This window comes from Bradyrhizobium archetypum (assembly GCF_013114835.1).
Lineage (GTDB): Bacteria > Pseudomonadota > Alphaproteobacteria > Rhizobiales > Xanthobacteraceae > Bradyrhizobium > Bradyrhizobium archetypum.
Genome location: NZ_JAAVLW010000003.1, coordinates 88,596 through 102,656, shown reverse-complemented (window position 1 = coordinate 102,656; position 14,061 = coordinate 88,596). Strand labels below are relative to the sequence as shown.

The following is a 14,061-nucleotide window of genomic DNA, read 5'->3' as shown; positions in this document are numbered from 1 at the left end:
GCTTCCCTGCGATGGGGCGATCATGGAAGCCACGTTTCAGATTTTTTTGATCCTGCTCGCCGTGCTGGCAGGGACCGCGTTGCTGGCGCGGCGGATCGATGTCGCGCCGGCCATCCTGCTGCTGCTCGCCGGCATCATGCTCGCCTTCGTGCCGGGCATGCCGACGGTGGAATTGCCGCCAGAGCTGGTGCTGCTCGTCTTCCTGCCGCCGCTGATCTATTCGGCGAGCGTCGCCATGAGCTGGCGCGAATTCAGGTCCAATCTCCGCCCGATCATCCTCTTGTCGGTCGGCTGCGTGATCTTCACGGCCTGCGCGGTCGCGACCGCGACACATTATCTGATCGGGCTGCCGTGGGGCATCGGCTTCCTGCTGGGCGCCATCGTCGCGCCGCCGGACGTGGTGGCGCCGCTGGCCATTGCCCGCAAGCTCGGCATGCCCCGCCGTATTCTCGTCGTGCTTGAGGGCGAGGGGCTCGCCAACGACGCCACCGCTTTGATCCTCTATCGGTTCGCGGTGGCGGCAATTTCAACCGGCGTGTTCTCGCTGCCGAAGGCCACCGGCACCTTTGCCGTCATCGTGATCGGCGAAATCCTGTTCGGCGTGGCTGTCGGCTGGCTTTCCTTGCGCGCACGGCATCACGCGCGCGATCCGCAGGTCGAGATCACGCTGTCGCTGCTCACCCCCTACCTCGCCTACTGGATCCCCGAACATCTCGGCGGCTCCGGCGTGATCGCGACCGTCACCTGCGGCCTCTATATCAGCTGGAACGGACCGCTGTTGATTTCGTCCGCAACGCGCCTGCAGGGCATCTTCTTCTGGGACCTGGTGATCTATCTGGTCGAGGGGCTGCTGTTCCTGCTGACCGGATTCCAGATGCGGCTGTTGTTCGAGAAATCGAAGGCGTTTCCGCTCCAGGATATTCTGTTCACCACGGCGCTGGTCGCCATCATCGTGATCGTCGCGCGCTTTGCCTGGGTCTATCCCGCGACCTATCTGCCGCGGCTGCTCAGCAAGCGGACGCGCGAACGCGATCCGGCGCCATCCTGGCAGGCGGCGTTCGTGGTTGCCTTCACCGGCGTGCGTGGCGCGGTCTCGCTGGCAGCCGCGCTGGCGCTGCCGTTTACGCTGCCTGGCGGCGAAGCATTCCCCTACCGCGACATGATCCTGTTCGTCGCCTTTGGCGTCATCTTCATCACGTTGGTGGGGCTGGGGCTCGGCTTGCCAGCGGTGGTGCGATGGCTTGGTGTCGCCAAGGACGGCCGCAGCGAGCATATCGCGGAACATGAGGCCGAGATCGCGGCGCGGCGCGAGGCGCTTGATGCCGCGCTCAAATCGCTCGACGCCATCACCGATGACCGCGAACTCTCCGATGAAGTCGTCAAGCTGCTCAGGGCGCGGCATGAAATCCGTACCAGCCAGTTGCCCAGTTCACTTGATCCCGACGCGCATGACATCACGGCAGCCGGTACCGCGCTGACGCGGGAATTGATCGCGGCGGAACGGAAATTCATCCACGTCCTGCTCCGCAACGGCAAGATCACCGACGAAACCAGGCGGCGGATCGAACGCGATCTCGATCTGGAGGAAGCCAGTTTGAGCAATCGGGAGTATCCGAAGATCGTGTTGTAACTGTCGTCCCGCGTTCGGGGGGACGACTCGGTGGGAGAGCAGGGCTACTCCGCCGCCGCGTTCCTGCCGGGACCGCCAACGAAGCCGGCCGGATCGCCGAACCGCTCGATCATGACCGCCGGGAGGTCCTTGGTCTTGCTGGTGACGCAGGCGCCGGAGCGCACGGCGTAGCGGTCCTGATGCTTCAGGTGCGGGGGCGCCTCGCCTTTTTGCAGCGCGCGGGCGGCGTCCATCACCAGCTTCCGGAAATGCATGATGCCGAGATCGGTCGGGCCGAGATGTTCGCGGGTGCGGTCCGCGATCGGACCTTGGCTGTCCTGCACGGCGGCATCCTGCTCGGAAACGCCCTTGATGCCGGTGTAGCTCTTGGTCTTCTGCAGCTTGCGATCGATCAAGTAGTCGTTGCCCTTGTGGCGCAGCGGCACATAATTCTCGTCGACTTCCGCGATGACGCCATTGCCGCGGTCATAGGCCTCGCGTTCGGCATCCGTGATCGGCCGCTCCGGATTCCAGGCATAGGTGTAGATCCAGCAATTGGTGTCGGTGACCGGCACGAAGCTTTGGCCGAAAATGTTCTCGCCCGGCATCGCGCTCGGCGCATAGGCATGCACCGGCATCAGGAACTGGGCGATGCGCCAGTAGATGTTGTCGCTGCCGGTGAGACGGCCGCCGGCGATCGTCAATCCCGCATCATGCGGACTGATCTTGATCACGGGGCGCGGGTCCTCGGCAATCCAGCGCATGTGATCGGTCGCGACGCGGACGAGCGGGTTCACAAAATGCCTCTTGATGTCGAGGATCTCGTTCTCTTCCTTTTCAAAGGAGAGATGCGCGAAGGTGAAATGCGCGGTGTCGATCGAACCCTCCAGCGCCTGCACCCAGTTGCAGTCCTGCCATTTCTTGGAGACGTAGCGGTGCGAGGGCGGCACCAGCGCCATTTCCAGATCGGGCAGCTCTGGCATCTGGTCGGCGGGCCCCATATAGACCCAGATCATGTCGCCCCATTCGCGTACCGGATAGGCCTTGATGCGGATGAGGTCCTTTGCGTTGAGGTCGGGATAGGAGGTTGGCATATCGACGCACCGGCCGTCGGTATCGAATTTCCAGCCGTGATAGACGCAGCGGATGCCGCATTCCTCGTTCCGCCCGAGCCAGAGATTGGCGCCGCGATGGGGACAATACTGATCGATGACACCGACGATCCCGCGCGTGTCCCGGAAGGCGAGCAGCTCCTCGCCCATCACGACGATCTTTTTCGGCGTGCCGTCGGGCTCGGGCAATTCTTCCGACAGCAGCACCGGAATCCAGAACCGGCGCAAGAGTTCGCCCATGCCTGTTCCGGGCCCGCTCTCGGTGAGGAATTTGTTGTCTTCGGCGCGCAGCATGAGCGGACCTCCCGATGTTCTTTTGCTTTTACGGATGATTGACGCGAGGGACCGACAACGTCAACGCTCGTCCAGTCTCGTGTCCCGAACGCGGCGCACCGCTTCGTGATGCACTGCATCCGGGGTGCGCTTGCCGCTTTACACCGGCCTTTCCCCCTTCACCGTTACCCGCGTGCCGGAGCGGGTGTGCGGCCAATAATCCCACATCGCGCGGTGCTGGGTGCAGCGGTTGTCCCAGAAGGCGATGGCGTTTTCCGTCCAGCGGAAGCGGCACTGAAACAGCGGGTTCTCCGCGTGCTGGTAGAGGTAGGCGAGCATGGCGTCGCTCTCGTCGCGGGGAATGCCAATGATGTGGCGGGTGAAGCCGCGGTTGACGTAGAGCGCTTTCTTGCCGGTGACGGGATGGGTGCGCACCACCGGGTGCTCGGCGCGCGGATATTCTACCCGATCGGCAACGCCATAGTTGGCGTAGAGCCCGCGATAGGTCTGCTCGCCGTCATGCAGCGCGGTCAGCCCGTCGAGATAGGTCTTCATTCGGTCCGACAGCGCCTCATAGGCCGCGTACATGTTGGCGAACAGCGTATCGCCGCCGCGCGGCGGGCACTGCTTGATATAAAGGATCGAGCCCATCGGCGGTTCGAGATCGCAGGACACGTCCGAGTGCCAGCCTTCGCCATTGGCGCGCGGCGAGTCCTTGTCGGCATAGATCTTCATCAACGCCGGATCGCCCTCGTTGGGCGCCGCTGGGTGCACATGCAGTTCACCGAATTTGCGTCCGAAGGCGAGATGTTGCTGTGGCGTGATGTGCTGGTCGCGAAAGAAGATGACGAGGTTTTCGGCGAGCGCACGATGGATTTCGTCCATCTGGCGATTGGAGCGCGCGTCGTCCGACACCAGCTTGCCAATATCGACGCCGGAGATTTCCGCGCCGATGATCGGGGTGAGTTTCTCGACTGCGATGGTTTCGTACGGCTCACTCTCGTCGGCAGTGTGCCTGTAACGGGGTCCTTGCTTGCCGGACAACGAAGACATCGGCGTTCTCCCAACCGTCCTTGATTGGGAGGCATGGTAGCGTTGCGAATCCAAAGCGCAACGCAGTAGACGTCGTCCCGGCCTTGAGCCGGGACCCATAACCACAAGGGCAAATTGTCGTGAAAGCTGGAGTCACAGCCCGCCATAACCACAAGGTGCTGTGGTTATGGATCCCGCCTTCGCGGGGACGACGAGCGGCGGAGATTACTCCGCCGCAGTCACCGGCGCCTTGGCGCCGCTGCCGTACCGCTGGTCGATGTAATCGATCACCAGCGCTTTGAAGTCGGCGGCAATGGTCGGCCCGCGCAGGGTGCGGAACTTCTTGCCGTCGACGAACACGGGCGCTGCCGGCGCTTCGCCGGTGCCCGGCAGGGAGATGCCGATATTGGCGTGCTTGGACTCGCCGGGGCCGTTGACGATGCAACCCATCACAGCGACGTTGAGCTGCTCGACTCCCGGATACTTCGTCTTCCAGCTCGGCATCTCGTCGCGGATGAAATCCTGGATCGAGCGCGCCAGCTCCTGGAACGTGGTCGAGGTGGTGCGGCCGCAGCCCGGGCACGCCGCCACCAGCGGCACGAAGGTGCGGAAGCCCATAGTTTGCAGGAGTTCCTGCGCGACCTGAACTTCCAGCGTGCGGTCGCCGCCGGGTTCGGGCGTCAACGAGATGCGGATGGTGTCGCCGATGCCGTCCTGCAACAAGATGCCGAGCGCAGCGGAGGACGCCACGATACCCTTCGAACCCATGCCGGCTTCGGTGAGACCGAGGTGGATGGCGTAATCCGAACGGCGCGCCAGCTCCTGATAGACCGCGATCAGGTCCTGCACGGCGGAAACCTTGGCCGACAGGATCATGCGGTTCTTGGGCATGCCAAGCTCTTGGGCGCGGGCAGCCGACAGCAGCGCCGACTGCACCATCGCCTCACGCGTCACCGCGCGGGCATCGCGCGGATTGGGCGAGGCCGTGTTCTCGTCCATCAGCTTGGTGAGCAGTTCCTGGTCCAGCGAGCCCCAATTGGCGCCGATCCGGACCGGCTTGTTGTTCTTGTTGGCGATCTCGATGATGTCGGCGAACTGGGTGTCGCGCTTGTTCTTGAAGCCGACATTGCCGGGATTGATGCGGTACTTGTCGAGCGCCTCGGCGCACGCAGGATATTCGGCGAGCAGCTTATGGCCGATGTAATGGAAGTCACCGATGAGGGGCGTGGTGATGCCGCGCTTGCGCAGGCCGTCGCGGATATGCGGAACAGCGGCAGCGGCCTCCTCGCGGTCGACAGTAATGCGCACCATCTCCGATCCGGCGCGGGTCAGCGCCGCGACCTGCGCGATCGTGCCTTCGACATCGGCGGTGTCGGTATTGGTCATCGACTGCACGACGATCGGTGCGCCCCCGCCGACGGCGACATTGCCGACCATGACCTGGGTGGTTTGATGCCGGGCCTTCGGACCGGCGACGTCGTCTTGCGGGATTATTTCGGGCTTGTTCATGGGGCCTCGAATATCAGGTTTTGGTGACAATCACCAAGGGGGCGGCGAAGGCGCTGTGCGCCTCGTCACATTTGGAGTTTTACATTGTATATTCAGCGGCTTAGGCCAGCCACGGCGGCCAAAAGCAGGGCAAAAGACCTCGTCTTCCGTTATTCGCTATATTGGACACAAATCGCCGAATTGAAAGGCCGGGCGTGGATTCCGCGCCTTTTCATGGCCCGCTGCCGGCCTTAAGCATTACTGAAATGCAAATAATGGGAGGCGGCATGTCGGTGCTAAATGAGCTCATCACCACGACGGAACTCGCTGACATTATTAACCAGCCCGAACTGCGCCTGTTCGATTGCACCACCTATCTCGAGCCCGCGCCTGAAGGCTCTGGCCAGCCCTATCTCACCGTATCCGGGCGGCACACATTCGAGGCCGGCCATGTTCCGGGCGCGGATTTTCTCGATCTGCAGGGCGAGTTCTCCGATCCAAATACCGAGCTTCGCTTCATGATGCCGGATGTCGCGCGCCTCGAGCGGGCATTCGGCGGTCATGGCGTATCCAGCGCAAGCCGGGTGGTGCTGTACGGCATCGGCACGCCGATGTGGGCAACGCGATTCTGGTGGATGCTTAAATCGCTCGGCTTCGAGAACGTCGCGGTGCTCGACGGCGGTCTCGACAAATGGAAGCTCGAGGGACGCCCGCTCGAAACCGGACCCGCGAAGGGATATCAGCCGGCGACATTCACAGCCAGGCCAAGGGACGGCTTTTTCGTCGACAAGCACCAGACGCTCGCCGCGAGCTCGGAGCCGGGCACCATCATCGTCAACGCACTCGGCCCGCAATTCCACAAAGGCCTGGAGCCCAGCCGCTACGGCCGGCCCGGCCGCGTGCCCGGCAGTTGCAACGTGTCGGCGGCAACATTGCTCGATCCCAAGACCAAGGCCTTCGTCCCGCTCGCGGAGGCCGAGACCAAATTCCAGGCGCAGGGAATCACCAAGGACAAGCGGGTCATCGCCTATTGCGGCGGCGGCATCTCGGCGACCGTCGACCTGTTCTTGCTGCATCGGCTCGGCTACGACAACCTCACCCTGTACGACGGCTCGATGGGCGAATGGGCGAAGGATGCGTCGTTGCCGATCGAGACGGGATAGACTCTCTCCCCGTCATTGCGAGAAGCGAAGCGACGAAGCAATCCACGTCTCCACTTGCGGCGAGATGGATTGCTTCGCTGCGCTCGCAATGACGGACACGTCTCGCTATCACGCCGGCACGTTCGGATCCGGCACCACCTTCGGGTCCGGCTTGTTCACGAGATAGAGCCCGACGATCACCAGCAGCGCGGCGGCGCCGAAGGCAATCGTCAGCGTGTCGTGCAGGATGAAATAGGCGGCGACGACGCCGAACAATGGCGTGACGAAGGTAAATGACGAGAGCTTGCTCGCCGAGTAGGTCTTCACCAGTGCGAACCACAGCACGAAGGTGCAACCGACCACCCAGATCGCCTGATAGGTCAGAAGCGAGATCGACAATGCGCTCGGCAGGTGGGTGATCTTCTCGCCGAACAGCAGGGAGGCGCAGCCCAGGATCGGGATCGACACGGCGACCTGATAGCCCAGCGCTTTTTCTGGTGCCGCGTTGCGAAGCTTGGTGCCCTTGGCAATCAGCGTCGTCGCGCCCCACAGCGCGCCACCGCCGACCACCAGCAGGTCGCCCAGCAACACTTTTGTGTCGACGTTCGCTTGCGGCACGCCGATCGCCAGCGCTACGCCGGCAAAGCTCAAGCCGAGGCCGCCCCATTGCAGCAGGCTGAGACGTTCGCCGAGAAACTGGTAGGAGCCGAGCGCGACGAAGAACGGCGCGGTGTAGAGGAACACAGCCGCGCGCGACGCCGAAGTGAACACGAGTCCCGTGAAGATCAGCACGAACTCGATGCCGAACAGCGTGCCGGCCAGCAGCCCGGGGACCAGCGAACCGTCGCGCTCGAAGAATTTTACGCCGCGCAGCCATCCCGCGAACAGCATCACCGGCAATGCCCCGGCAGACCGGATCAGGGCCTGCAGCATCGGCGGGACATCGGGCAATGCGAGCTTGACCGCGATCTGGTTAAAACCCCAGCTCAGGCACAGCATCAGCATCAAGGCAATGGCGCCCGGGGTGAGCGCGCGCCCGGCGGAAGGTTTGGCTGGTTCCGACGACATTGATCCTCGTGGCCGGCTTTGGTGCCGCTTCTTGTTATTTCTGGCAATGGGCGCAGGTGCCGGCGATCTCGACGACGGAGAGCTTTGGCGCGAAACCCGAGGCGCGCGCCGCCGCGTTGAGGCTTTGCGCGACGGGGGCTGCTGGAATTTCGCCGACCGAGCCGCACAGCTCGCAGATCAGGAATGCCACCATTGACGTCTCGTCATGATCATGCGCGCAGGCAAGGAAGGCGTTGCGGCTCTCGATCCGGTGCACGAGGCCGTTTTCCATCAAAAAATCCAACGCGCGGTAGACCGTGATCGGCGCTGGGCGCGGCATCGATTTGGCGAGCTCGTCGATCACTTCATAGGCGCCGAGCGGCCGGTGGCTCGACAGCAGCGCCTCAAGCACCTGGCGCCGAATCGGGGTAAATTTCTGGGCCCGCCGCGCGCAAACCGCTTCCGCATGCGCGATCGCTTCCGCGGTGCAGCGGCGGTGATCGTGGCCCGGCGCGGGAAATGTCGGCTTTGTCAGGCTCATATCGACCTTTGTAGCAGTTCGAGGGCCAATCCTGAAGCCCGCACACAATTCGGTTCCCAGCCATGTGTTGAAAGCGGGTCAGGCCGCCTTCAGCTTGCAGAATTCATAAGCAAGCTTATTATAGCCGAAGCTTATGGAGGCTGAGGGCGATGCGCGGTTCCGTGGATATGAATTTTCTGTTCACGCTCGGCGAGGTGCAGCGGATGGTACGCGCCTATGCCGACCGGCAAGCGGCGCGCTACGGCATCACCCGCGCGCAATGGGCGGTTCTGGCCAAGGTCGAGCGCACCGAAGGCCTGAAGCAATCCGAGCTCGCCGAACAGATGGAGATGCAGCCGATCACGCTGACGCGGCTGATCGACAAGCTCTGCGACAATGGCTGGATCGAGCGCCGCGGCGATGAGAACGACCGCCGCGTCAACCGCCTCTATCTGCGCAAGGCCGCGCGCCCGCTGCTCGGCAAGCTCGCTGGACTGCGCTCCGAACTGACGGCGACCGCACTCGACGGCATCAACCCCGCTGATGCCCACCGCCTGCTCGACCAACTCGACCTGATCAAGGAAAACGTTCGCAACGCGATCCAGAATTCGGCGAATGAACCTCCGCGAAAGGAACAGCGTTATGGCTGATCCCGTGCTCAAATTTCCGCCCGAGCAGAAGGGCGCTCCCGCGACGCCGTCGCGGCCGAAACTCGCGGCCGAGCCGCGCCGCCGGCTAATGGCCGGCCTGCGCCGTTACCGCCGCTTTCTGCTGCTTGTGGTGTTGCCGCTGGTCGCGCTGGTGGCAGGCGTGGCGTTCTACCTCAATGGCGGCCGCTACGTGACCACTGACGACGCCTATGTCGGCGCGCAGAAGGTTCTCATCACGCCCGACATCTCCGGCAAGATCGAGAAGGTCGTGGTGAAGGAGGGCCAGCAGGTCAATCCGGGGGACGTCCTGTTCGAGATCGATCCGGTGCCGTTCCGCCTGGCCCTCGCGCAGGCCAAGGCCAACCTGGCGCAGGCCAACGTCACCTATGACAATCTCAAGGCCGACCTCAATATCTACGGCCAGATGAGCGAATTATCGCAGCAGGGCATGGACCTGAAGCGGCGTGATGTCGAGCGCAAGTCTGCGCTGGTGAAGAACAATTTCGGCTCGCAGCTCGACCTCGACAATGCATCGACCGCCCTCGTTACCGCGAGCGCGCAGTATCAATTGCTGCAGCAGAAGATCGCGGCCGCCAAGGCGCAACTGCTCGGCAATCCCGAGCTGCCGCTCGAGGAATTCCCGCCCTATGCCCAGGCTAAAGCTGCGCTCGACCAGGCCCAACGCAATCTCGACCACACGGTGATGCGCGCGCCGATGGCCGGCATCGCCACGCAGGTCGAACAGATTCAGCTCGGCCGCTTCGTCACCGCCGGCACGCCGGTGTTCAGCATCATCGACACCGCGAACCCATGGGTCGACGCCAATCCGAAGGAATCCGATTTCACCTATGTCGCGGTCGGCCAGTCCGTCACGCTCGAGGTCGATGCGTTCCCCAATCACCCGTTCAAGGGCACGGTCGGCTCGCTCTCGCCCGGCACCGGCGCGCAGTTCGCGATCCTGCCGCCGCAGAACGCGTCGGGGAATTTCGTCAAAGTCGTGCAGCGCGTGCCGGTGCGGATCTATTTCGACAAGAACGACAAGTTCGTCCGCAAGCTTAAGGCCGGGATGAGCGTCTACGCCACCATCGACACCAATCACCGCCGCTCGCTGTCGGCGCTGCTCGGCCTCGCGCCGGCCGCGGCTAACCAGGACCGCGACTAGCGCGATGGCGACGCCGGGCCAGCCGTCGGCATTCGTTCCCGGCCTGCGCCGGAACATGGTGACGATCTGCGCCATGACGGCGACGATCATGCAGGCGCTGGATACCACCATCGCCAACGTCGCGCTGCCCTATATGCAGGGCACGCTGTCGGCGTCGCAGGATCAGATCAACTGGGTGCTGACGTCCTACATCGTCGCTGCCGCGATCATGACCGCGCCGGTAGGGTGGATCGCCAACCGCTTCGGCCGCAAGCGCATCTTCATCATCTGTTCGGCCGGCTTCACCATTGCGTCCGTGATGTGCGGGCTGGCGCAGGATATCGGCCAGATGGTGCTGTTCCGCCTGCTGCAAGGCGTATTCGGCGCGGCACTGGTGCCGCTGTCGCAGGCCGTGATGCTCGACTCCTACGCGCTGCACGAACGGGCCAAGGCGATGGCGATCTGGGGCATGGGCGTGATGATGGGGCCGATCATGGGCCCGTCGCTCGGCGCCTGGCTGACCGAAACCTATTCCTGGCATTGGGTGTTCTTCGTCAATTTGCCGTTCGGCGTGATCACCGTGCTCGGCCTCGTGATCTTCATGGACGAGACCAACAAGGACCTCGAGCTGCGCTTCGATTGGTTCGGCTTCACGGCGCTGGCGATCGCGATTGGCGCGCTGCAGCTCGCGCTCGACCGTGGCGAGCAGCTCGGCTGGCTGGAATCCAACGAGATCATCGCCGAATTCATCATCGCCGGCATCGGCTTCTATTATTTCCTGGCGCATTCGTTGACCACGCAACATCCGTTCATCCAGTTCGCACTGTTCAAGGACAAGAATTTCGTCGGCGGCTGCGTGTTCATGGCGGTGATGGGCCTGGTGCTGTTCTCAACCATGGCGCTTTCCTCGCCGTTCCTGCAGAATGTGATCGGCTATCCCATCATCACCGCGGGCCTTCTGCTCGCAAGCCGCGGCTGCGGCACGTTCGTGGCGATGATGCTGGTCGGCCGCATGATGCGCCATATCGAGGCGCGAACGCTGATCGTCTCCGGCCTCGGCATCACCTGCCTGTCGCTGTTCTACATGACAGGCTGGACCGACCAGACCGGCGTGACCGAGATCGTGATCATCAGCGTGGTCCAGGGCTTTGGCTTCGGCCTGGTGTTCGTGCCGCTCTCCACGGTGGCGTTCCTGACGCTACCCAACCATCTGCGCACCGATGGCACCTCGATGCTGACCTTGATGCGCAATGTCGCCAGCTCGATCGGGATATCGCTCGTGATCTCGCAACTAACCCAGGGCACGCGCTACACCTACGCGGTCCTGTCGGAACACATTAATCCGTTCAATCATGCCCTGCAGACGGCGGAAGTGCGCGGCCTGATCGACCTCGCCACCGACAAGGGCCGGGCCATGGCTGATATGATGGTCAAGATACAGGCGCAGATCATCGCGTTCTCGTACGATTACCAGCTCGTGATGATCTTCACCGCCTGCGCCATCCCGCTCGCCATCATGATCGGCTCGACCAAGGCGACGCTGCGCGAGCAGTCGACCGCGCCGGATCATGCGGTGATGGAGTAGAATTTGTCGCCGCGAGTTTTCCTCGTATTCGACCAGTTTATTCTAATCCTCCGCCAGCTCCTTGCTGAGCACCGTCCGCCACGCGGCGGGATCGGCGCTCGTCTCCGGACCAACCGCATAGATTTCGTAAAGTCCGTCGGCAGTCTTGTGACCTGCACGCTTGATCATGCCAATGAATTCGCCCCAGGCGCTGCCGAGCCCCTCGTAGCCGCCATGATAGGTGGTCTGCACGATGCCCATGGCGGGCCATAGCCCTGGCTTCATGCGATTTGCCGGCGTGACAGGCGTTGCGACCGGCAGGCATATTTCGAAGTCGAATACTGCGCCCGGGTTGCGGAGATGGTGGGTGAACCATGGGCCCGTGACCGCAACGTTTTGCGCCGCAACGCCGGTCTTCAATTCGGCAAGGCCCGGTCCCATCACTTTGCGAATGTCGTCGCGCGAAACCTGAATCGGGATCACGGCCGTGAGTTGGGGCGTCGTCTTGATGACGCGAAGCGGTTCGATCACGATGAACTCCGTTGCTATGCTGCCGGGACGAGCCCTGCGCGCTGGCGGGAGATGTGTCGCGGCTAGGCGCGAGGGGATAGGGCGATCATGCCCTCGAGCCGGGCGTAGCTCGCCTCCATGCCGTGCTCCATGCCGGTGGACAGCATGGCGGCCCGCGTCGCGGCGTCGGGCAGTATCATCCGCATCGTCATCAACGTGCCGGTACTATCCGGCGCGAAGGTCGTTTCAACGTGGTTGTCCGGCGTCGCATCGGGCATGTGCATGCGCTCGACGTGAACGAGCCGGCTGAACGGCACCAGTTCGAGATACTCGCCGGTTACGTAAAATCCGGCACCTTCGCTGTTCGTCCACTCGTAGCGAATCTTGCCGCCCGGTCGCGCCTCGTTGATGCAGACTGGCATCGTCCAGCCTTCCGGACCGAGCAGCCATCTCTGGATCAGCGCCGGCTCGGTGTGCGCGCGATACACGGCTTCCGGCGGCGCGGCAAAGCGCCTGGTGACGATGACATGGCGGTCGCCTTCGGTCGTAAGCGTCATCTTGGTCATAGGGTTGCCTTTCATTTTTCGGTTTTCATGGCGGCCAGAACGTCGTCGAGCCGATCGTAATTCGCGGATAGGGCTTTCCGCAGCATCGCGAGCCATTGGTCGATCTCGGAAATGGCTGAGGGTGCCAGCCGGCAGGGCCGTTTCGCGCCTTCGACGCGCCGGACAATGAGTCCGGCGCCCTCCAACACCTTCAGATGACGCGAGATGGCGGGTTGGGTCAGTTCGAACGGTTCGACCAGCTCCATGACGGTCGCTTCGCCCAATGCGAGGCGGGCAAGGATGGCCCTGCGGGTCGGGTCCGCGAGCGCGGAGAAGGCAGCATCGAGGTTCGTCATGTCAAATCCTTTATATAAAGGATATGTTATATAAACGACTGCACATGTCAAGGCCCGGCGATGGCCGACGCAGGGAGCGGACGGGCGGCGGCGAATTGCGCTTGGTGCTAAGTACTATCGCCCGCTCTGCTTGGCCTGCAGGCTCAACCACATGCCGCCGAGCGACAATGCACCGCCGATTAGATGGATCGTGGTCGGCGCTTCCCCGAGAAACAGGATCGACAGCACCGCGCTGACGATCGGCCCGAGATAGAGGCTCAATGACGTCGACACCGCGCCGAACTTCGAGCCGAGATAGGCATAGGCCGAATAGGCAAAGAGCCCGGGCACCAACCCTGCGAAGAGATAGACCAGCGGCGCGCGGGTGCTGAACGCGGCTGATGGCGCAGACCACATTTCATGGATGGCAAACGGCAGCGAGAACAGCGCGCCCGCTGCTGCGAACAGCCCGATCCGCGCCAGAAAACTCACGCCGCTGCCGACACGATTCTGCAACAGCGTGTAGCCCGCCCAACCCAGCATCGCGAGCAATGCGAGCAGATCGCCGGTGACGATGCTGGCGCCAACGGAGGCCTGTCCCTTGGTAATGATCAGCGCCGCGCCCGTCAGCGACAGCAGCATGCCGATGATCTGGTTTCGACGAACCGATTCCTGGCCTGATATGAACGAAAACAGCAGTACCGCGAGCGGCGCGAGCGCCATGATCAGCGCCAGGTTGATCGCCGAGGTCGTAACGCCCGCGAGATAGACCGGGCCGCCGCAAATGAACATGCCGAGGAAGCCAGCGGCCACGATACCGAAGGTCTGCCCCTGCAACACGCCGGGCTTTTCCCGCAATGCCATCACGACCGCCGGCAGCAATCCGAGCGCCACGATGGTCCAGCGAAAGAACGCGATCGAGAACGGCGGCACACTTCCGGCAACGCCGCGCGCCAAAATCATGTTCGAGACCTGGGCGGTGGCAACCAGCAGGAAGCCGAGCAGGCCGAGCACCTCGCGTGCCTTGCTGGCGGATTCCCTGGGTTCGACCATGCGCAATCCGGTGCCGGCGCCCTGACGATCACACGATCTT

14 protein-coding genes are annotated in these 14,061 nt (G+C 63.1%); 5 read left to right on the top strand and 9 right to left on the bottom strand.

The genetic code is table 11. The features are described 5' to 3' along the window. Positions 1 to 22 precede the first annotated feature (22 nt). Positions 23 to 1,630 carry a Na+/H+ antiporter gene (locus HCN50_RS09125; RefSeq protein ID WP_171709317.1) on the top strand — a complete coding sequence of 536 codons (1,608 nt, stop codon included), beginning with the start codon at positions 23 to 25 and terminating at the stop codon, positions 1,628 to 1,630. Between the two features lie 44 nt (positions 1,631 to 1,674). Here the strand turns inward: HCN50_RS09125 and HCN50_RS09120 are convergent, their stop codons facing one another. The 3 genes from HCN50_RS09120 to ispG form a co-directional block, all read right to left on the bottom strand. Then, positions 1,675 to 3,015, bottom strand: coding sequence for a Rieske 2Fe-2S domain-containing protein (locus HCN50_RS09120; protein WP_171709316.1), 1,341 nt, complete (start codon positions 3,013 to 3,015; stop codon positions 1,675 to 1,677). A gap of 138 nt (positions 3,016 to 3,153) precedes the next feature. After that, positions 3,154 to 4,047 carry a TauD/TfdA dioxygenase family protein gene (locus HCN50_RS09115; RefSeq protein WP_171709315.1) on the bottom strand — a complete coding sequence of 298 codons (894 nt, stop codon included), beginning with the start codon at positions 4,045 to 4,047 and terminating at the stop codon, positions 3,154 to 3,156. A 204-nt stretch (positions 4,048 to 4,251) separates the two neighbouring features. Continuing rightward, positions 4,252 to 5,535 (bottom strand): flavodoxin-dependent (E)-4-hydroxy-3-methylbut-2-enyl-diphosphate synthase, encoded by a 1,284-nt coding sequence (gene ispG, locus HCN50_RS09110; protein ID WP_171709314.1) that lies wholly within the window; start codon positions 5,533 to 5,535, stop codon positions 4,252 to 4,254. Between the two features lie 266 nt (positions 5,536 to 5,801). Between ispG and HCN50_RS09105 the strand changes: the two genes are divergently transcribed. Beyond that, positions 5,802 to 6,677, top strand: coding sequence for a sulfurtransferase (locus tag HCN50_RS09105; protein ID WP_171709313.1), 876 nt, complete (start codon positions 5,802 to 5,804; stop codon positions 6,675 to 6,677). Positions 6,678 to 6,785: 108 nt separating this feature from the next. Here HCN50_RS09105 and HCN50_RS09100 read toward each other — a convergent pair whose 3' ends face one another. Continuing rightward, positions 6,786 to 7,724, bottom strand: a complete 939-nt coding sequence (locus tag HCN50_RS09100) for a DMT family transporter (protein WP_171709312.1) — start codon at positions 7,722 to 7,724, stop codon at positions 6,786 to 6,788. Between the two features lie 34 nt (positions 7,725 to 7,758). After that, positions 7,759 to 8,244, bottom strand: coding sequence for a Fur family transcriptional regulator (locus HCN50_RS09095; protein WP_171709311.1), 486 nt, complete (start codon positions 8,242 to 8,244; stop codon positions 7,759 to 7,761). A 149-nt stretch (positions 8,245 to 8,393) separates the two neighbouring features. Here HCN50_RS09095 and HCN50_RS09090 point away from each other — a divergent pair, with 149 nt between their 5' ends. Genes HCN50_RS09090 through HCN50_RS09080 form a run of 3 tightly spaced genes read left to right on the top strand, consistent with a single transcriptional unit; the run spans position 8,394 to position 11,599 of the window. Then, a complete protein-coding gene (locus HCN50_RS09090; RefSeq protein ID WP_171709310.1) occupies positions 8,394 to 8,873 on the top strand; it encodes a MarR family winged helix-turn-helix transcriptional regulator in 480 nt (159 codons plus the stop codon). After that, a complete protein-coding gene (locus tag HCN50_RS09085) occupies positions 8,866 to 10,035 on the top strand; it encodes an HlyD family secretion protein (protein ID WP_171709309.1) in 1,170 nt (389 codons plus the stop codon). The genes HCN50_RS09090 and HCN50_RS09085 overlap by 8 nt, the downstream gene beginning before the upstream one ends. Positions 10,036 to 10,039: 4 nt before the next feature. After that, a complete protein-coding gene (locus tag HCN50_RS09080; protein ID WP_171709308.1) occupies positions 10,040 to 11,599 on the top strand; it encodes an MDR family MFS transporter in 1,560 nt (519 codons plus the stop codon). Positions 11,600 to 11,641: 42 nt separating this feature from the next. On the opposite strand, the gene HCN50_RS09075 is transcribed toward HCN50_RS09080, so the two are convergent. From HCN50_RS09075 to HCN50_RS09060, 4 genes are all read right to left on the bottom strand, one after another. Next, positions 11,642 to 12,109 carry a GyrI-like domain-containing protein gene (locus HCN50_RS09075; RefSeq protein WP_171709307.1) on the bottom strand — a complete coding sequence of 156 codons (468 nt, stop codon included), beginning with the start codon at positions 12,107 to 12,109 and terminating at the stop codon, positions 11,642 to 11,644. A gap of 62 nt (positions 12,110 to 12,171) precedes the next feature. Further along, positions 12,172 to 12,669 carry an SRPBCC domain-containing protein gene (locus HCN50_RS09070; protein ID WP_235976865.1) on the bottom strand — a complete coding sequence of 166 codons (498 nt, stop codon included), beginning with the start codon at positions 12,667 to 12,669 and terminating at the stop codon, positions 12,172 to 12,174. Continuing rightward, positions 12,666 to 12,989, bottom strand: a complete 324-nt coding sequence (locus HCN50_RS09065) for an ArsR/SmtB family transcription factor (protein ID WP_171709306.1) — start codon at positions 12,987 to 12,989, stop codon at positions 12,666 to 12,668. The genes HCN50_RS09070 and HCN50_RS09065 overlap by 4 nt, the downstream gene beginning before the upstream one ends. Before the next feature lie 114 nt (positions 12,990 to 13,103). Further along, positions 13,104 to 14,021 (bottom strand): DMT family transporter, encoded by a 918-nt coding sequence (locus HCN50_RS09060; RefSeq protein WP_171709305.1) that lies wholly within the window; start codon positions 14,019 to 14,021, stop codon positions 13,104 to 13,106. Between the last annotated feature and the right edge of the window lie 40 nt (positions 14,022 to 14,061).